Raw genomic sequence first — 17,720 nt, 5'->3', positions numbered from 1 at the left:
GCGCCAAGGGAGTGCAAACAAAAAGGCCGCTGATGTTCATCAGCGGCCTTTGTTCTATTTTGGTGCCCAGAAGAGGACTCGAACCTCCACGCCTCTCAGCGCTAGTACCTGAAACTAGTGCGTCTACCAATTCCGCCATCTGGGCATTTCAGGGAAGCTCGCATTGTAATGCGATTTTTAGGAGTCAAAGAAAATTTGTTGATATTTTTGCGAGCGACCCGCCTGAGTTGGTTTGCGTTGCGCCAGCTTTCCGGGTGTTGGCAAAAACAAAAAGGCCGCTTTCGAGGAAAGCGGCCTTTGAGCTCAAAACCCCTGCGGGTTCTCGTTAAACTTGGTGCCCAGGAGAGGACTCGAACCTCCACGCCTCTCAGCGCTAGTACCTGAAACTAGTGCGTCTACCAATTCCGCCACCTGGGCATTTCAGGAAAGAAATAGATTGTATAGCAAAAAAAAATACTCCGGCCCGTCCGCGGCGCAAATTTCTTCGGATGAGATCGAGGGCTCCGTGCAAGGTCACCGTGACGGGCATGGGTTCGTCATTCGCGATGATGGTGAGCCGGACATCTACATTCCCCCCAACGAAATGCGCGCCGTGTTGCACAAGGATAGGGTGCGTGTGCGCATCGTGCGCCAGGACAAGCGTGGTCGGCCCGAGGGGCGTGTGCTGGAGATCATTGAACGGCCACCGCAACCCATCATCGGCCGGCTGTTGCAGGAAAGTGGCGTTTGGCTGGTGGCCCCCGAGGACAAGCGCTACGGCCAGGACGTACTGATCCCCAAGGGCGCCACGGGATCCGCTGCCACCGGCCAGGTGGTGGTGGTGCAGTTGACCGAGCCGCCGGCCCTGTTTGGTCAGCCCGTGGGGCGCGTGGTCGAAGTGTTGGGCGAGGTGGACGATCCCGGCATGGAGGTGGAGATCGCGGTGCGCAAATATGGCGTGCCGCATGAGTTTTCTGAGGCCTGTCTGGCGCAGGCCAAGGCACTGCCCGACACGGTGCGCGCGCTCGATAAGCGCCGGCGCGTCGATCTCACGGATATTCCACTCGTCACCATCGACGGCGAGGATGCCCGCGACTTTGACGATGCCGTGTATTGCGAGCCCGTCAAGGTCGGGCGCGGCAAGGGCTGGCGCCTGTTGGTAGCCATTGCTGACGTGAGCCACTATGTGGAAACCGGCAGTGACATCGATATCGACGCCTACGACCGCGCCACCAGCGTGTATTTTCCGCGGCGCGTGATTCCGATGCTGCCGGAGAAACTCTCCAACGGCCTGTGCTCGCTGAACCCGCATGTCGAGCGCCTGTGCATGGTTTGCGACATGATGGTCAGTGCCAAGGGCAAGGTACAGGCCTATCAGTTCTATCCGGCCGTGATGCTCAGCCATGCCCGGCTGACCTACAACGAGGTTTCGGCCGTGCTGGGGAATACGCGTGGGCCGGAGGCAGCGAAATACCAGGATCGCGTGGGCAATCTGCTGAACCTGCACGACTGCTATCGCGCCTTGCTGACTGCACGCCAGGCGCGTGGCGCAGTGGACTTCGAGACCACAGAGACGCAGATCATTTGCGACGACAACGGCCGCATCGACAAGATCGTGCCGCGCGTGCGCACCGAGGCCCACAGGCTGATCGAGGAGGCCATGCTGGCGGCCAATGTCTGCAGTGCAGACTTTGTCGAGCAGGCGCATCGTCCGGCGCTGTACCGTGTGCACGAGGGGCCGACGCCGGAAAAGCAGGACATCCTGCGCGGCTATCTGAAGGCCATGGGCGTGGGCATGTCGATCAGTGACGACCCGCGTCCCGAGGAGTTCCAGGCCATTGCCGAGGCCACCAAGGACAGGCCCGATGCGCAGCAGATCCACACCATGCTGCTGCGCTCCATGCAGCAGGCGATCTACACGCCCATCAACAGTGGCCACTTTGGCCTGGCGTTCGAGGCCTACACGCATTTCACCAGCCCCATTCGCCGCTACCCTGACTTGCTGGTGCACCGTGTCATCAAGTCCATACTGGCCGGCACCAAGTACGCGCTTCCGGCCTTGCCCACGCCTGGCGAGGCGCAGTTCAAGCTGGCCAAGCGCCTGGCCTCCAAGGTGGCCGAACCGGCGATCAGGCCAGGCAAGGGCGCCATCAGCGTGCGCGACACCCAGGCCTGGGAGGCCGCGGGCCTGCATTGCAGCGCCAACGAGCGTCGGGCCGACGAGGCCAGCCGCGACGTGGAGGCATGGCTCAAGTGCCAGTACATGCGCGAGCACCTGGGCGAGGAGTACAGCGGCGTGGTCAGCGCCGTGACCAGTTTCGGCATCTTCGTGACGCTGGATGCCCTGTATGTCGAGGGCCTGGTGCACATCACCGAGCTGGGTGGCGAGTACTTCAAGTTCGACGAAGCGCGCCAGGAGCTGCGTGGCGAGCGCACGGGTATTCGCTACTCGATTGGTGCGCGCGTGCGCGTCCAGGTGAGCCGCGTGGATCTGGATGGCCGCAAGATCGACTTTCGCCTGGTGGATGAAACGGGCGAGACGGTGCAGGGCAAGCCAGCCAAGGCGCGCGATGGCGGCAAGCGCCCCCCCGAGCAGGATGCGCGCTTGAGGGATGCCTCGCAGCCCCAAGGCTTTGCCAGGAGCCATGACATGCTTGGCCACAAAGACAAGGATCACGGCCACGGCGGCTCCGGCAAGAAGCATGGCGCCGGCAAGGGTGAGTCCAGAAACGGCGGCAAGGCCGGTGGAAAACCAGGCGCAAAAGGGCGCAAGCCGCGCCCTTGAGTCGCAGCAATCGGAGATCAGACATGACGCAGACTGCAAGAATCGCCATCGTCACGGGTGCCGGCACGGGCATAGGCAAGGCCGCGGCATTGGCCTTGCTCAGGGATGGCTGGAGCGTGGCCCTGGCGGGTCGGCGCGAAGAGCCGCTGTTGCAGGTGGCGCTGGAGTCCGGCGCAGGTACGCGCGCCCTGGCCGTTCCCACGGATGTCGCTGACCCCGAGGCAGTGCGCCAGCTGTTCGACCGCACGGTGCAGCAGTTCGGCCGCGTGGACTTGCTATTCAACAACGCCGGCGTGGGCGCGCCCGCGATACCGCTGGAAGATCTGTCGGTGCAGCAGTGGAAAGATGTGGTGGACATCAACCTCAGCGGCATGTTTTATTGCATGCAGAACGCCTTTCGCGTGATGAAGTCGCAGTCGCCGCGCGGCGGGCGCATCATCAACAACGGCTCCATCTCGGCGCATACTCCGCGGCCCAACTCCGTCGCCTACACCGCGACCAAGCATGCCGTGATGGGCATGACCAAGACCGCATCCCTGGACGGGCGTAAGTACGATATTGCCGTGGGTCAGATCGATGTAGGCAACGCGGAGACCGAACTGGCCCAGCGCATGACGCAGGGGGTGCAGCAGGCCAACGGCCAGATTGCGGCCGAGCCCTTGATGGATGTGGCCATCGTCGGCCAAAGCGTGCTGTACATGGCCAACCTGCCGCTGGAGGCCAACGTCATGTTCCACACCGTGATGGCCACGAAGATGCCCTTTGCCGGACGTGGGTGAGCACACATGGTCAGCTTGGCACGCCTTGGTCTGGCTCTTTGCCTGGGACTCTTGGCGACAACGGTGCAGGCGGCATTTGATGATGACGGTATGGCGGCTCGGGTGCTGGCCTGCACGGCTTGCCATGGCAAGGAGGGCCGGGCCACGCCCAGCGGCTACTTTCCGCGCATCGCCGGCAAGCCGGCAGGCTACCTGTACCACCAGCTGATCAATTTTCGTGACGGGCGGCGGAGCTATCCGCAGATGTCCTATCTGCTAGAGCATCTGACGGATGACTACCTGCGCGAGATGGCTGCGTATTTCGCAGCATTGGACTTGCCATATGCACCACCTGCGGCCACATCGGCAGCGCGGGCCTTGCTTGAGCGTGGGCAGCAACTGGTGCGCCACGGTGATGCCAGCCAAAAAATCCCCGCCTGCGCGCAATGCCATGGCGACGCCCTGACCGGTGTGGCGCCCTTTGTTCCCGGTCTGCTGGGGCTGTCGCGTGACTATGTGAGCAGCCAGTTGGGGGCCTGGCAGGCGGGGCAGCGGCGCGCTCAATCGCCTGACTGCATGGCCCGCATTGCGCGCCAGATGGCCCCAGGGGATGTGCATGCCGTGGCTACCTGGCTTGCGGCCCAGGTTGTGCCGGAGCAGGGCAAGCCTGCAGCTGAATTCAAGGGAAAACTGCCCATCCCTTGTGGAGGGGTTGCCGCCCCAGCCGAGGCAGGGAGCGCGCGGTGAGCATGGGCCGCGCCTGGCTTGTATGGGGGGCTGGCGCCACCTTGCTGATTCTGTTGGCTGCGACTGCCCTGGTGGCGCTGAATCGGTTGGATGAACTGCCATTACCCGAGCGCGAGGCCGCCGCCGCACCGGCTAGCCCCGGGTTGATTGCCCAGGGTGAGTATCTGGTGCGCGTGGGCAACTGCATGTCATGCCATACCCAGCCGGGCGGTCCGGCATTTGCTGGCGGACGGGCCATCGCTACACCCTTTGGATCGGTCTATGCACCCAACCTCACGCCCGACGATGCGACGGGCCTGGGCCGTTGGTCGGCCGCCGAATTCTGGCGCGCCATGCACAACGGACGTTCGCGTGACGGGCGGCTGCTCTATCCTGCGTTTCCTTACCCCAGCTATACCTACATCACGCGCGCGGATTCGGATGCCATCTACGCCTTCTTGCGCAGCCTGTCGCCAGTGCCATTGCAAAGTCCACCGCATGTACTGCGCTTTCCGTTCAACACCCAATGGGCGTTGGCCGGATGGCGCGCCTTGTTCTTTCGCCCTGGTACGTTTGTGCAGCAGAGCACGCAGTCAGCAGAGTGGAACCGTGGTGCCTACCTGGTGCAGGGCCTGGGGCATTGCGCTGCCTGCCATACGCCACGCAATGCCCTGGGCGCATTGCGCACCGACGCGCAGTTCCATGGCGGCTTGATTCCCGCGCAGAACTGGTATGCGCCGGCACTCAACTCCGGGCGCGAGGCAGCTGTCACCGCCTGGCCCGTGGAGGATGTGGTGGCTTTGTTGAAGACGGGCGTTTCGCTCCAGGCCGGTGTGTCGGGCCCGATGGCGGAGGTGGTGTTTCGCAGCCTGCAATACCTGAGCGATGCCGATCTGCGCGCGATGGCGGTATATCTGCGCAGCCTGCCGCCGCAGGACAGGCCCGAGCCGCCTGTCGCCAAGCCTGCGGCCGACCTGATGGAGCGCGGGCAAGATATCTATCGGCAGCAGTGCGCCGAATGCCATGGCGAACAGGGGGAGGGGCGCCGCGGCGCTTTTCCGGCACTGGCTGGCAACCGTGCCGTGACGCTTGCCGATACCACCAACCTGGTGCGCGTATTGCTGCAGGGCGGGTACCAACCGGCGACCGCCGGCAATCCACGCCCTCATGGCATGCCACCCTTTGCGCAGAGTCTGCGTGACGAGGAAATGGCGGCCGTGCTGTCCTATATCCGCAATGCCTGGGGCAATGTGGCGCCCAGGGTCGATACGATAGATGTTTACCGCGCCCGTGAACGGCGTGGCTCTTGAATACGAGCGCTTGATTGCATGGTATGGAGGCCATTTTGCAAGACACTGAATCCGCTGCCGGCGTGTGCCAACCCTGGTGGGTGGTCTGTCTGTGCGCCCAATGGTGCGGCGTGTGCCGTGAGTATCGCAGCGCGTTCGACGCATTGGCGCGCGACTGGCCGCAGGTGCGCTTTGAGTGGGTGGACGTGGAGGACGAGGAAGACCTGATGGGCGATGTGGATGTGGAAACATTCCCCACGGTTTTGATCGCCGATGGTGGCGCTGCCCGTTTTCTGGGCACGGTGCTTCCTCAAACTCAGGTGCTGGGCCGCATGCTGCAAAGCCTGCAGGCAGATCCAGATGCGCCCGAAGCAAATGCGCAGGCGCAGGCGCTGTTCGAGCGCATCGCCGCGAGCAGGGTGCGCTGACGCAGCATTGCAAGATGCGTGCCGCTGGATTTTGCATAGTGCTGCATTAGCGGATACAATGCGAGCTTCACGACCAAAACGGGCGGGTACTTACCGCCCGTTTTTTTTGGGCGTTTGCTTTTTGGCTGGTGGCTGCTCCAGGGGTTTTGGATCGGCCAGGCTTTTCATTTGGAATTGGACAGAGCGCACACCTGTGGCATTGCAGCAAATCGTTGAACAAACCGTGGCCGGGTTAGGCTATGACCTGGTGGAGATCGAGCGCTCCGCAGGGGGATTGCTGCGCATCACCATCGATCTGGTGTGGGCTGCGCCTGCGGCCGAGGTCCAGGAGCCGGTGGTGGAGCAGTTCATCACCGTAGAGGACTGCGAGAAGGTGACGCGCCAGTTGCAGTACGCCCTGGAGGTCGAAGGGGTGGACTACAAGCGCCTGGAAGTGTCCTCGCCCGGAATAGACCGGCTGCTGCGCAACGAACAGGATTTCATGCGCTTCGAGGGCGAGATGGTCGACATCACCTTGAAGGAGCCCCTGGGCGCGGCGGCTGGTGGGCAGGTGGCGGCCAACCGCAAGAAATTTCGCGGCACGCTCGAGCGTGTGGACGGTGGCGGCTGGCAGATCGTCTGGAGCGACGCACCGCCGGTCAAGCCGGGCCAGCGCGTGAGCAAGAAGCGCGTGCCGGCCCCGCTGCAGGCGTTGGGCTTCACGCTGGATGAGTTGCGTGAGGCGCGGCTTGCGCCCATCGTGGACTTCAAGGGGCGTGGCGCCAAGCCAGATTCCGCGGACTAAAAATTTGAGTATTCGGGAATGCCGCCACGGCAGCCCCCGGCAGGGATTGAGAAACAGGAGAGTCGTCGCATGAATCGCGAACTGTTGATGTTGGTTGAGGCTATTTCACGCGAAAAGAACGTGGAGCACGATGTGGTCATGGGCGCCGTGGAGTCGGCCCTGGCGCAGGCCACGAAGAAGCTCTACCAGGGCGAGGTGGACATTCGTGTATCCATCGATCGCGATAGCGGCGAATACGAAACCTTCCGCCGCTGGCTGGTCGTGCCCGACGAGGCCGGCCTGCAGAATCCCGACGCTGAGGAACTGCTCATGGATGCGCGCGAGCGCATCGCCGATATCGAGGTTGGCGAGTACATCGAGGAGCAGGTCGAGTCCGTGCCCATAGGGCGCATCGGCGCCATGGCAGCCAAGCAGGTCATCCTGCAGAAGATCCGCGACGCCGAGCGTGAGATGCTGCTGAGCGACTTCATGAGCCGTGGCGAGAAGATCTTTACCGGTACGGTCAAGCGCATGGACAAGGGCGACCTCATCGTCGAGTCCGGCCGTGTCGAGGGCCGCCTGCGCCGTGGCGAGATGATCCCCAAGGAAAACCTGCGCAATGGCGACCGCGTGCGCGCCATGATCATGGATGTGGATCTGACGCTGCGCGGCGCGCCCATCATCCTCTCGCGCTCGGCGCCGGAGTTCATGATGGAGCTGTTTCGCAACGAGGTGCCGGAGATCGAACAGGGCCTGCTGGAGATCAAGAGCTGCGCACGTGATGCCGGCAGTCGGGCCAAAATAGCCGTGCTCTCGCACGACAAGCGTGTAGATCCCATCGGCACCTGCGTCGGCGTGCGTGGCACGCGCGTCAACGCCGTCACCAACGAGCTTGCCGGCGAGCGCGTGGACATCGTGCTGTGGTCGGACGACCCGGCGCAGTTCGTGATTGGCGCGCTGGCCCCGGCCAATGTCTCCTCCATCGTCGTCGATGAAGAAAAGCACGCCATGGATGTGGTTGTGGACGAGGAAAACCTGGCCATCGCCATCGGCCGTGGTGGCCAGAACGTGCGCCTGGCGGCCGACTTGACGGGCTGGAAGATCAACATCATGGACGCGGCCGAGAGCGCGCAGAAGCAGGCCGATGAAAGCGATGCCGCACGCCGCCTGTTCATGGAAAAGCTCGATGTGGACGAGGAAATCGCCGACATCCTGATCGCCGAGGGCTTCGAGAGCCTGGAAGAAGTGGCCTATGTGCCGCTGCAGGAAATGCTGGAGATCGAGAGCTTCGACGAGGACACGGTCAACGAGCTGCGCTCGCGCGCCAAGGATGCGCTCTTGACCATGGAAATCGCACGCGAAGAAAGCATGGGCGCCGTGTCTCAGGATTTGCGCGATCTCGAAGGCCTGACGCCCGAGCTGATCGCCAAGTTGGCAGCCGGCGGGGTGAATACACGTGATGACCTGGCCGATCTCGGCCTGGATGAACTGACCGAGCTGACCGGCCAGTCTGCCGAGGATGCCACGGCCTTGATCATGAAGGCGCGTGAGCACTGGTTCACGGGGCAAGAGTAAAGGTCAGGGAGGTACGAACAGAATATGTCGAGTAACACTGTTGCCGAGTTCGCTGCAGAACTCAAAAAGTCGCCTGAAACCCTGCTGGATCAACTCCAATCCGCTGGCGTGGCCAAGTCATCCTCTGCCGATGTGCTGAACGAGGCTGACAAGCAGAAACTGCTGGCTTACCTGCAGGCCAGCCACGGCACGGCAGGCGACCGCAAGAAGATCACCCTGGTGAAAAAGTCCACCAGCGAGATCAAGCAGGCCGATGCCACGGGCAAGGCACGCACGATCCAGGTGGAAGTGCGCAAGAAGCGCACCTTCGTCAAGCGCGAGGACGGTGTTGATGCCGCGCCCGATCCGGCCGCAGTGGCCCGGATTGCGCAGGAGCAGGAGCTGGCCCGACGCGAGGAGGAAGCCCGCCGTCAGGCCGAGCTGATCCGCCGCCAGGAGGAAGAGCTGGCACAGTCGCGCGCCGAACGCGAGGCGCGTGAACAACGCGAGCGCGAGGCCGAAGAGCGCGCTGCAGCCTATGTGGCCGAGCAGGAGCAGAAGAAGGCCGAGGAAAAGGCCGGGCGCCTGGAGGCCAAGGAGCAGGCCGTTGCCGAGGCACAAGCCCGAGCCGAGGCACAGGCCGAGGCCCGTGCCAAGGCCGAGGAAGAATCCAAGGCGCGTGCGGCCGAAGAGGCAGCGCGTGCCGTCGATCTGGACGAGCGCCGCCGCAAGGCCCTGGCCGAGGCCGAGGCCATTCGCGCCATGATGGCCGCGCCGAAGAAGGTGCTCGTGGCCAAGAAGCCCGAGGAGCCCAAGCCGGCGGCCAAGGCCGCCGATGCCAAGGACGCCAAGAAGGGCACGCTGCACAAGCCGGCCGCCGGGGCGGGTGCCCGTGCCGCTGCGCCGGCCGCGCCGGGCGCCGGCAAGGAAGTGAAGTCCGCCAAGCTGTCTTCCAGCTGGGCCAATGACGCGACCAAGAAGAAGGAAATCAAGACCCGCGGCGACAGCAGCGGCGGCGTGGGGCGCGGCAACTGGCGCTCCGGCCCCAAGGGCCGCCGCGGCAACGACCGCGACGAGCGCCTGCAGCAGCAGGCGCCGGCCGAGTTCCGCGCCATCGAGGTGCATGTGCCCGAGACCATCACCGTCGCCGAGTTGGCGCACAAGATGGCCATCAAGGCCTCCGAGGTGATCAAGGCGCTGATGAAGATGGGCCAGATGGTCACCATCAACCAGCCGCTGGACCAGGACACGGCCATGATCGTGGTCGAGGAAATGGGCCACAAGGCCGTGGTGGCGGCGCTGGACGACCCCGAAGCCTTCACCGCCGAGGAAGTCTCCGGCCAGCAGGCCGAGGCCCTGCCGCGCGCGCCGGTGGTCACCGTCATGGGCCACGTGGACCATGGCAAGACCTCGCTGCTGGACTACATCCGCCGCTCGCGTGTGGCGGTGGGCGAGGCCGGTGGCATCACGCAGCATATCGGCGCCTACCATGTCGAGACGCCGCGCGGCATCGTCACCTTCCTGGATACCCCCGGTCACGAGGCCTTCACGGCCATGCGTGCACGCGGTGCCCAGGCCACCGACATCGTCATCCTGGTCTGCGCGGCCGACGACGGCGTGATGCCGCAGACGCGCGAGGCCATCAAGCACGCCAAGGCGGCAGGGGTGCCCATCGTCGTCGCCATCACCAAGGCCGACAAGCACGAAGCCAACCCGGAGAAGGTCAAGCAGGAGCTGGTGGCCGAGGAAGTCGTGCCCGAAGAGTACGGCGGCGACTCTCCCTTCGTGGCCGTGTCCTCCAAGACCGGCATGGGCATCGACGACCTGTTGGAGCAGGTGCTGCTGCAGGCCGAGGTGCTGGAACTGAAGGCGCCGGTGGACGCCATGGCCAAGGGCCTGGTGATCGAAGGTCAGCTGGACAAGGGCCGCGGCCCCGTGGCCACGGTGCTGGTGCAGTCCGGCACGCTGAAGGTGGGCGATGTGGTGCTGGCGGGCCAGACCTTTGGCCGCGTGCGCGCCATGGTCGATGAAAACGGTCAGACCGCCAAGGAAGCCGGCCCCTCGATTCCGGTGGAAATCCAGGGCTTGTCCGAGGTGCCGCAGGCAGGCGACGAGTTCATGGTGATGGCCGACGAGCGCCGTGCGCGCGAGATCGCCACCTACCGCGCCGGCAAGTTCCGCCACACCAAGCTGGCCAAGCAACAGGCGGCGAAGATGGAAAACGTGTTCGCCGAGATGCAGGCGGGCGAGGTGCAGCACCTGCCCATCATCATCAAGGCCGATGCCCAGGGCTCGCAGGAGGCGCTGGCCGCCTCGCTGCTCAAGCTCTCCACCGACGAGGTGCGCGTGCAGCTGGTGTATGCCGGCGTGGGCGGCATCAGCGAGTCGGACGTGAACCTGGCGATCGCCTCCAAGGCGCTGATCATCGGCTTCAACGTGCGTGCCGACGCGAATGCGCGCAAGCACGCCGAGGCGAGCGATGTGACCTTGCATTACTACAACATCATCTACGACGCCGTGGATGAGTTGAAGGCGGCGATGTCCGGCATGCTGGCGCCCGAGCAGCGCGAGGAAGCGCTGGGTACGGCCGAGATCCGCACCGTGTTCGTGGCGACCAAGATCGGCACCATTGCCGGCTCCTACATCACCTCGGGCCAGGTCACGCGCGGCTGCAGGTTCCGCCTGCTGCGCGAGAACGTGGTCATCTATACCGGCGAGGTCGAGGCCGTGCGCCGCTTCAAGGACGATGTCAAGGAAGTCAAGGAAGGCTTCGAGTGCGGTATCAAACTGCGCAACTACACCGATATCAAAGAGGGCGACCAGCTCGAACTCTTTGAGATCAAGGAAATTGCGCGCACGCTTTGAAGCGGTTGAGCGTTGGGCGTTTGGCGTGGTTTTCACGCCCAACGCACAACGTTTAACGCACCACATGCCCTATGCCTAAACGAAGCACCAAACCCAACCGTGGCCACCAGGTCTCGGATCAGATCCAGCGCGACCTCGCGGAGCTGATCCGCGAGCTGAAGGACCCGCGCATCGGCATGGTCACGCTGCAGGCCGTCGAGGTCACGCCCGACTACGCTCATGCCAAGGTGTTCTTCAGCGTGCTGGTGGGCGATGCCGAGGCCACGCAGGAGGCGCTGAACCAGGCCGCGGGCTTTTTGCGCAACGGACTGTTCAAGCGCCTGCACATCCACACCGTGCCCACGCTGCACTTCCTGTTCGACCGCACGCCCGAGCGCGCGGCCGACATGAATGCGCTGATCGCGCGCGCCGTGGCCTCGCGTTCCAAGGACGACGACGGCAATGATTGAGCGCGCTCCCCGCATCCGGGTGCAGCGGCGCCCGGTGCACGGAGTGCTGCTGCTCGACAAACCCCTGGGCCTGTCCAGCAACAACGCCTTGCAAAAGGTGAAGTGGTTGCTGCGCGCCGAGAAGGCCGGCCACACCGGCACGCTCGACCCGCTGGCGACCGGCGTGCTGCCGCTGTGCTTTGGTGCGGCCACCAAGTTCAGCGCGCTGCAGCTGGATGCACCCAAGACCTACGAGGCAGTCGCCCTGTTGGGCATCACGACCAGCACCGGCGATGCCGAAGGCGAGGTGCTGCAGCGGCGCGATGTAGACCCTGGCCAGCTCACGCCCGAGCGCCTGGCGCAGGTGCAGGCGCAGTTCACCGGCGCCATACGCCAGGTGCCTCCCATGCACAGTGCGCTGAAGAAGGACGGCAAGGCGTTGTACGAATACGCACGTGCCGGCGTGGAGGTCGAGCGGGCGCCGCGCGATGTCACCATTCATGCATTAGAACTGGCTGTATCGCAGGTGGGTAAAGCGCAAACAGCTATAAAAATAATAGTAACCTGCAGCAAAGGCACCTACATCCGCACCCTGGGCGAGGACATAGGTCAGGCCCTGGGCTGCGGTGCGCACCTGACGTTTCTGCGCCGCATTGACACTGGCGGCCTGGGCGTGCAGCGCTGCGTGACGCTGGCCGCACTCGAGGCCATGACCGAGGACGAGCGCCTGGCCTGTGTGCAGAGCGTGGACACGCTGCTCGCGCAGCACGAAAGGGTCACGCTGGATGAGAGCGAGGCCGGGCGCTTTCTGTCCGGCCTGCGCCGGCGTGGCCCCTGGGCCGATGCGCCGGCCGTGGCCGTGTATGGCACGCGCCCCAGGGCGCTGCTGGGCGTGGCTCATGTCGCGCAGGGTGAGCTGATCCCGGACAGGCTGCTGAGCCCCCTGGAAATTCAACAGATATTGGAAAGCGCGCCGCGCGCATAGGACGCGGCATTTTGGAAAACAACGCTATGAGCAAACAAATCCGCAACATCGCCATCATCGCCCACGTCGACCATGGCAAGACCACCATGGTGGACCAGCTGCTGCGCCAGTCCGGCACCTTCGCCCAACACGAGAAAGTGGTGGACACGGTGATGGACAGCAACGCCATCGAGCGCGAGCGTGGCATCACCATCCTGGCCAAGAACTGCGCCGTGAGCTGGGAGGGCACGCACATCAACATCCTCGACACGCCCGGCCACGCCGACTTTGGCGGCGAGGTGGAGCGCGCGCTCTCAATGGTGGACGGCGTGGTACTGCTCATCGACGCGCAGGAAGGCCCCATGCCGCAGACGCGCTTCGTGACCAAGAAGGCGCTGGCGCTGGGCTTGAAGCCCATCGTCGTCGTGAACAAGGTGGACAAGCCCGGCGCGCGCCCCGACTACGTGGTGAACGCCGCCTTCGATCTGTTCGACAAGCTGGGCGCCACCGACGAGCAGCTCGACTTTCCCGTGGTCTATGCCTCGGGCATCAACGGCTGGAGCGCGCTGGAGCAGGGTAACCCCGGTGAACAGTGGGGCCCCGACATGTCGGCCCTGTTCAACACCGTGCTCAAGCATGTGCCCTCGATCAAGGGCGACCCGGCCGCACCGGTGCAGATGCAGGTCTCGGCGCTGGACTACTCCACCTTTGTCGGCCGTATCGGCGTGGGCCGCATCACCCAGGGCACGCTCAAGGCGGGCCAGGACGTGCTGGTCATGGCTGGCCCGGAGGGCAACAGCTACAAGGGCCGTATCAACCAGATCCATCAGTTCCAGGGCCTGGACCGCGTGCAGGTGACCGAGGCCGGTCCGTCCGAGATCGTGTTGATCAACGGCATCGAGAACGTCGGCATCGGCGAGACCATCACCGACGTGGCCGACCCGCAACCCCTGCCCATGCTCAAGATCGACGAGCCGACGCTGACCATGAACTTCTGCGTCAACACCAGCCCGCTTGCCGGCCGCGAAGGCAAGTTCGTCACCAGCCGCCAGATCTGGGACCGTCTGCAGAAAGAGTTGCGCTCCAACGTGGCGCTGCGCGTCAAGGAAACCGACGAGGACGGCATTTTTGAAGTCTCCGGCCGCGGCGAGCTGCACCTGACCATTCTCTTGGAAGAAATGCGCCGCGAGGGCTACGAGCTGGCTGTCTCCAAGCCGCGCGTGGTGTTCAAGGACATCGACGGCGAGCGCTGCGAGCCCATCGAGCTGGTGACCGCCGACATCGAAGAAGGCCACCAGGGCGGCGTGATGCAGGCGCTGGGCGAGCGCAAGGGCGAGCTGGTCAACATGGAGCCGGACGGCCGTGGCCGCGTGCGCCTGGAGTACCGCATCCCGGCGCGTGGCCTGATCGGCTTTACCAACGAATTCTTGAACCTGACGCGTGGCTCGGGCCTGATCAGCAATATTTTTGATAGCTACGAGCCGCACAAGGGCGAGATCGGCGGTCGCAAGAACGGCGTGCTGATCTCCATGGACGACGGTGAAATCTTCACCTACGCCCTGGGCAAGCTCGACGACCGCGGCCGCATGTTCGTCAAGGCCGGCGACCCGGTGTACGAGGGCATGCTGGTGGGCGTGCACAACCGCGACAACGACCTGGTGGTCAACGCCACCCGCACCAAGCAGCTGACCAACTTCCGCGTCAGCGGCAAGGAAGATGCGATCAAGATCACGCCGCCCATTGACCTGACGCTGGAGTACGGCGTGGAGTTCATTGAGGACGACGAGCTGGTGGAGATCACGCCCAAGAGCATCCGCCTGCGCAAGCGCCACCTCAAGGAACACGAGCGCAAGCGCGCCAGCCGTGAAGGCGCTTGAGGCACATCCCGCCAACGCGCGCCCTGGCCTGACGCATGGCCGGGCCGTATGGCTGATGGCGCTGGCGGCGCTGATGTGGTCTATCGCCGGCGTGGTCACGCGCCACCTGGAGCAGGCGCGCAGCTTCGAGGTGACCTTCTGGCGCAGCTTCTTCATGCTGCTCTCGTTGCTCGTCATCCTGCCCTGGCTGAGCGGGCGCGACGTGTTTGCCAAGGTATGGCGCGGGCCGCGCGCGCTGTGGTTGTCGGGCCTGTGCTGGAGCGTGATGTTTGCCGCCTTCATGGTGGCCATCACGCTGATGCCGGTGGCCAATGTGCTGGTCACCATGGCGGTCGGGCCCATGCTCACGGCCCTGGTGGCGCGCGTTTTCATAGGCCATCGCATAGCACCGCGCACGGCGGCGGCCATCGTGGTGGCGGGCCTGGGCATCGTCTGGATGTATGGCGCCGAGGTGCGCTCCCTGTCGCCCGTGGGGCTGGCCGTGGCGTTGTGCATTCCCGTGGCGGCGGCCATCAACTGGACCGTGGTGCAGCATTCGCAGCGCCATGGCCAGGCGGTCGATCTGGTGCCGGCGGTGCTGATCGGCGCGGCGCTGTCGGCCGCGGCCACGCTACCCTGGGCCCTGCCGTTTCAGGCATCGGCGCGTGATCTGTCCCTGCTTGGGCTGCTGGGCCTGGTGCAGCTGGCCATCCCCTGCGTGCTGGTGGTGTACTGCGGGCGTGTGCTCAAGGCGCCGGAGATCGCGCTGCTGGGCCTGCTGGAAGTGATTTTTGGCATCGTGCTGGTCTGGGTGGGCGCCGGCGAGCGCCCGGCCCCGGCCGTGCTGATGGGCGGCACGCTGGTGATCGGCGCGCTGGTTTTCAATGAACTGCTGGGATGGAAGGAACAACCATGACCGAGACAACACATGAAGTGATTGCCGAGCTGCGCGGCCAGGTGGGCTGCATTACGCTCAACCGCCCCCGGGCGCTGAATGCCCTGTCGCTGGGCATGGTGCGCGAGCTGATGGCCGTGCTGCTGGACTGGCAGAAGAACGACCAGGTGCTGGGCGTGGCCATTCGCGGCAGCAACAAGGAAGGTGCCTTCGGCGCCTTCTGCGCCGGTGGCGACATCCGCTTTCTGCACCAGGCCGGCACCGTGGGCAACCCGCAGATCGAGGACTTCTTCACCGAGGAATACGCCCTCAACCACCTGATCCACAACTTCGGCAAGCCCTACATCGCCTTCATGGATGGCATCGTCATGGGCGGCGGCATGGGCATCAGCCAGGGGGCCAGCCTGCGCGTCGTGACCGAGCGTACCAAGATGGCCATGCCCGAGACCATCATTGGCCTGTTCCCCGACGTGGGCGGCGGCTACTTCCTCTCGCGTTGCCCGGGCCGGGTGGGCGAGTGGCTGGCCTTGAGCGGCGAGACCATTGGCGCGGCCGACGCCATCGCCTTCAAGCTGGCCGACGGCTTCTTGCCCGCTGACCAGCAGGCCGGGCTGTGGGACGCCCTGGGCGCGCAAAGCTTTGCCAGCGGCGCGGCCGTGCAGCAGTGGGTTGAGTCAAAAATGATAGCTTCTGGCGCTTGCCAAGTAAGCGCTAGAGGCCAAATTGACCAATACTTCTCATTGCCTGATGTGCCCACCATCGTCGCCGCACTGGAGGGCGCCGGCGACGACTGGGCGCGCGCCACTGCAGCGTTGCTGCGCAAGCGCTCGCCGCTGATGCTGCATGTGGTGCTGGAGCAGATCCGGCGCGCGCGCACCATGGACCTGGCCGACGACCTGCGCATGGAGCGCGATATGGTGCGCCACTGCTTCTACCTGCGCCCGGGCCAGAGTGAAACCCTGGAGGGCATTCGCGCCCTGGCCGTGGACAAGGACCAGAGCCCGCGTTGGAACCCGGCGCGCATCGAGGACGTGGCGCCTGAGCTGGTGCAGCAGTTCTTCAAGAGCCCCTGGCCGGCGCACGCGCACCCGCTGGCGGCGCTGCGCTGAGCTGCTGGTACACGGCCGTGGCCAGCGCCTGCAGCGCCGGGCGCGGCAGCGCGCCGCTGAGCGCGTAGCCAAAGCCGCGATCGACCCAGTAAAAGCTCGATACCGCCCCGTCGCCGTAGAAGTGGAAGGCCTCGGCCTGGGCCTGCTCCAGCGCCCCCAGGTACAGGGTGATGCGCTGGCCGGCGGCGTTCTGGTACATGAACTGGGCGCGCGCGCCACTGCCGCCGGGCAGCAGGCGCCCGCCCACCAGCTCATAGCCCTGATCCTGTAGATGCGGCACCGTCAGCGGGCGCTCCAGGCGCCTGGACAGCCACTGCACCAGATGCTCCTGCTGCGCGGCCGTCACCTCGACGGGGTGGCGCTGCTCGGGCTGGTAGACGGCATGGGCCACGGTGGCCTGCTGGGCAAACAGCCGGGGCGCCGCCATGGCCTGCGTGGCGCCGCCGCCGCTTGCCCCATGCAGGCCCCAGCCCAGGCCGAAGGCCAGTACCCAGCCCGCGGCCACGCCGCCCCAGCGCCGGCGCTGGGCATGCTGGTTCTGCAGGCGCTCGGCCGCCTGGTGCAGCGCCTCGGGCAGGGGGCGCTGCAGCCAGTCGCCGTGCAGGGTCCGCAACAGCGCGCGCTGGCGCGCCCAGGCGTCGGCATCCTCGCCTGTAGCGGCATCCAGGCTGGCGCGCAGAAGCGCGGCCTGTTCGGGCGGCAGGCGGCCATCCACCAGGGCGTGCAGCCTGGATGCGTCCGGATCCTGGGGGCTGGAAGAGGTGTTCATGATCGGCATCGTCGCGATGGGGGTCACTTCATGCGGCGCAACGGGGCTGGCGGGGCTGCGCCGGCGGCCGGTGCCTGGGCAGGCGCGGTCTCCATCAGCTCGCGCATGCGGCTGCGGGCGCGCGACAGGCGCGACATCACAGTGCCCACAGGAATGTCCAGCACGCGCGCCACGTCGGCATAGGCCATGTCCTCCAGCGTCACCAGCAGCAGCACGGCACGTTGCTCGGCGGGCAGGCGCTGCAGGCAGCGATCCAGATCCATGGCCATGTCGGCGGCTGCATCATCCGTGCCCGCCAGTGTCGCCAGGGCCTGGTCGTCCAGCGCCTGCACCTCCAGCAGGCCGCGGCGCTGGTTCAAGTAGAGGTTGTGCATCAGCGTGAACAACCAGGCGCGCAGATCGCTGCCGCTGCGCCAGAGCAGCCATTTGCGGCAGGCGCGCTCCAGCGTGTCCTGCACCAGATCGTCGGCCGCCCAGGCGTTGCCGGTGAGCGCACGCGCGTAGCGGCGCAGTCCGGGCAGTTGCTCCACGACCTGGGCGCGGTTCATGGGC

Annotated in this window: 15 protein-coding genes and 2 tRNA genes; 13 read left to right on the top strand and 4 right to left on the bottom strand. The window is 65.2% G+C overall.

Annotated elements, in window-relative coordinates; translation table 11 throughout:
• Nucleotides 1–60: 60 nt before the first annotated feature.
• Together P4826_RS06485 and P4826_RS06480 are read right to left on the bottom strand one after the other, a co-directional pair.
• A tRNA-Leu gene (locus tag P4826_RS06485) sits at nt 61–145 on the bottom strand.
• Nucleotides 146–332: 187 nt separating this feature from the next.
• A tRNA-Leu gene (locus tag P4826_RS06480) sits at nt 333–417 on the bottom strand.
• A 19-nt stretch (nt 418–436) separates the two neighbouring features.
• Between P4826_RS06480 and rnr the strand changes: the two genes are divergently transcribed.
• From rnr to P4826_RS06415, 13 genes are all read left to right on the top strand, one after another.
• Entirely contained in the window at nt 437–2,764 is a 2,328-nt protein-coding gene (gene rnr / locus P4826_RS06475; protein ID WP_317703075.1) for a ribonuclease R, read from the top strand.
• 23 nt (nt 2,765–2,787) lie between these two features.
• Nucleotides 2,788–3,543 (top strand): SDR family oxidoreductase, encoded by a 756-nt coding sequence (locus tag P4826_RS06470; RefSeq protein WP_317703074.1) that lies wholly within the window; start codon nt 2,788–2,790, stop codon nt 3,541–3,543.
• A 6-nt stretch (nt 3,544–3,549) separates the two neighbouring features.
• Nucleotides 3,550–4,269 (top strand): c-type cytochrome, encoded by a 720-nt coding sequence (locus P4826_RS06465; RefSeq protein WP_425605238.1) that lies wholly within the window; start codon nt 3,550–3,552, stop codon nt 4,267–4,269.
• Nucleotides 4,270–4,271: 2 nt separating this feature from the next.
• Nucleotides 4,272–5,558, top strand: coding sequence for a c-type cytochrome (locus P4826_RS06460; protein ID WP_317703726.1), 1,287 nt, complete (start codon nt 4,272–4,274; stop codon nt 5,556–5,558).
• A gap of 23 nt (nt 5,559–5,581) precedes the next feature.
• Nucleotides 5,582–5,965, top strand: coding sequence for a thioredoxin family protein (locus tag P4826_RS06455; RefSeq protein WP_425605236.1), 384 nt, complete (start codon nt 5,582–5,584; stop codon nt 5,963–5,965).
• 193 nt (nt 5,966–6,158) lie between these two features.
• Nucleotides 6,159–6,749 carry a ribosome maturation factor RimP gene (gene rimP / locus P4826_RS06450; protein WP_317703071.1) on the top strand — a complete coding sequence of 197 codons (591 nt, stop codon included), beginning with the start codon at nt 6,159–6,161 and terminating at the stop codon, nt 6,747–6,749.
• A 69-nt stretch (nt 6,750–6,818) separates the two neighbouring features.
• A complete protein-coding gene (gene nusA / locus P4826_RS06445; RefSeq protein ID WP_317703070.1) occupies nt 6,819–8,303 on the top strand; it encodes a transcription termination factor NusA in 1,485 nt (494 codons plus the stop codon).
• Between the two features lie 24 nt (nt 8,304–8,327).
• A complete protein-coding gene (infB, locus tag P4826_RS06440) occupies nt 8,328–11,147 on the top strand; it encodes a translation initiation factor IF-2 (protein WP_317703069.1) in 2,820 nt (939 codons plus the stop codon).
• Nucleotides 11,148–11,218: 71 nt separating this feature from the next.
• Nucleotides 11,219–11,596 carry a 30S ribosome-binding factor RbfA gene (gene rbfA, locus P4826_RS06435; RefSeq protein ID WP_317703068.1) on the top strand — a complete coding sequence of 126 codons (378 nt, stop codon included), beginning with the start codon at nt 11,219–11,221 and terminating at the stop codon, nt 11,594–11,596.
• Nucleotides 11,589–12,560, top strand: a complete 972-nt coding sequence (truB, locus tag P4826_RS06430; RefSeq protein ID WP_317703067.1) for a tRNA pseudouridine(55) synthase TruB — start codon at nt 11,589–11,591, stop codon at nt 12,558–12,560. Before rbfA ends, truB begins: the two co-directional genes overlap by 8 nt.
• Nucleotides 12,561–12,586: 26 nt before the next feature.
• The gene (gene typA, locus P4826_RS06425; RefSeq protein WP_317703066.1) at nt 12,587–14,416 is read left to right on the top strand and encodes a translational GTPase TypA; all 1,830 of its coding nucleotides are present in this window, start codon (nt 12,587–12,589) and stop codon (nt 14,414–14,416) included.
• Nucleotides 14,417–14,471: 55 nt separating this feature from the next.
• Entirely contained in the window at nt 14,472–15,311 is an 840-nt protein-coding gene (locus tag P4826_RS06420; protein WP_317703725.1) for a DMT family transporter, read from the top strand.
• On the top strand, nt 15,308–16,399 hold the full coding sequence (locus P4826_RS06415; RefSeq protein ID WP_317703065.1) for an enoyl-CoA hydratase/isomerase family protein: 1,092 nt from the start codon (nt 15,308–15,310) through the stop codon (nt 16,397–16,399). Before P4826_RS06420 ends, P4826_RS06415 begins: the two co-directional genes overlap by 4 nt.
• Here the strand turns inward: P4826_RS06415 and P4826_RS06410 are convergent.
• Together P4826_RS06410 and P4826_RS06405 are read right to left on the bottom strand one after the other, a co-directional pair.
• Complete coding sequence (locus P4826_RS06410) at nt 16,350–17,177, bottom strand: anti-sigma factor family protein (protein ID WP_425605235.1); 828 nt, start codon at nt 17,175–17,177, stop codon at nt 16,350–16,352. The genes P4826_RS06415 and P4826_RS06410 overlap by 50 nt on opposite strands.
• Before the next feature lie 14 nt (nt 17,178–17,191).
• Nucleotides 17,192–17,716 carry an RNA polymerase sigma factor gene (locus P4826_RS06405; protein WP_317703063.1) on the bottom strand — a complete coding sequence of 175 codons (525 nt, stop codon included), beginning with the start codon at nt 17,714–17,716 and terminating at the stop codon, nt 17,192–17,194.
• Between the last annotated feature and the right edge of the window lie 4 nt (nt 17,717–17,720).

Origin of the sequence: Diaphorobacter limosus (assembly GCF_033100095.1) — a bacterium.
GTDB lineage: Bacteria > Pseudomonadota > Gammaproteobacteria > Burkholderiales > Burkholderiaceae_C > Alicycliphilus > Alicycliphilus limosus.
Note: the sequence above shows the minus strand (reverse complement) of the source record. Positions and strands in the feature narration are given on the sequence as shown.

What these genes read in the sequence shown, in the direction of transcription:
- P4826_RS06470 (WP_317703074.1), top strand. Translation starts at nt 2,788, where the DNA reads ATGACGCAGACTGCAAGAATCGCCATCGTCACGGGTGCCGGCACGGGC.
- P4826_RS06465 (WP_425605238.1), top strand. Translation starts at nt 3,550, where the DNA reads ATGGTCAGCTTGGCACGCCTTGGTCTGGCTCTTTGCCTGGGACTCTTG.
- P4826_RS06460 (WP_317703726.1), top strand. Translation starts at nt 4,272, where the DNA reads ATGGGCCGCGCCTGGCTTGTATGGGGGGCTGGCGCCACCTTGCTGATT.
- P4826_RS06455 (WP_425605236.1), top strand. Translation starts at nt 5,582, where the DNA reads ATGGAGGCCATTTTGCAAGACACTGAATCCGCTGCCGGCGTGTGCCAA.
- nusA (WP_317703070.1), top strand. Translation starts at nt 6,819, where the DNA reads ATGAATCGCGAACTGTTGATGTTGGTTGAGGCTATTTCACGCGAAAAG.
- infB (WP_317703069.1), top strand. Translation starts at nt 8,328, where the DNA reads ATGTCGAGTAACACTGTTGCCGAGTTCGCTGCAGAACTCAAAAAGTCG.
- rbfA (WP_317703068.1), top strand. Translation starts at nt 11,219, where the DNA reads ATGCCTAAACGAAGCACCAAACCCAACCGTGGCCACCAGGTCTCGGAT.
- truB (WP_317703067.1), top strand. Translation starts at nt 11,589, where the DNA reads ATGATTGAGCGCGCTCCCCGCATCCGGGTGCAGCGGCGCCCGGTGCAC.
- typA (WP_317703066.1), top strand. Translation starts at nt 12,587, where the DNA reads ATGAGCAAACAAATCCGCAACATCGCCATCATCGCCCACGTCGACCAT.
- P4826_RS06420 (WP_317703725.1), top strand. Translation starts at nt 14,472, where the DNA reads ATGGCGCTGGCGGCGCTGATGTGGTCTATCGCCGGCGTGGTCACGCGC.
- P4826_RS06415 (WP_317703065.1), top strand. Translation starts at nt 15,308, where the DNA reads ATGACCGAGACAACACATGAAGTGATTGCCGAGCTGCGCGGCCAGGTG.
- P4826_RS06410 (WP_425605235.1), bottom strand. Translation starts at nt 17,177, where the DNA reads ATGCCGATCATGAACACCTCTTCCAGCCCCCAGGATCCGGACGCATCC.
- P4826_RS06405 (WP_317703063.1), bottom strand. Translation starts at nt 17,716, where the DNA reads ATGAACCGCGCCCAGGTCGTGGAGCAACTGCCCGGACTGCGCCGCTAC.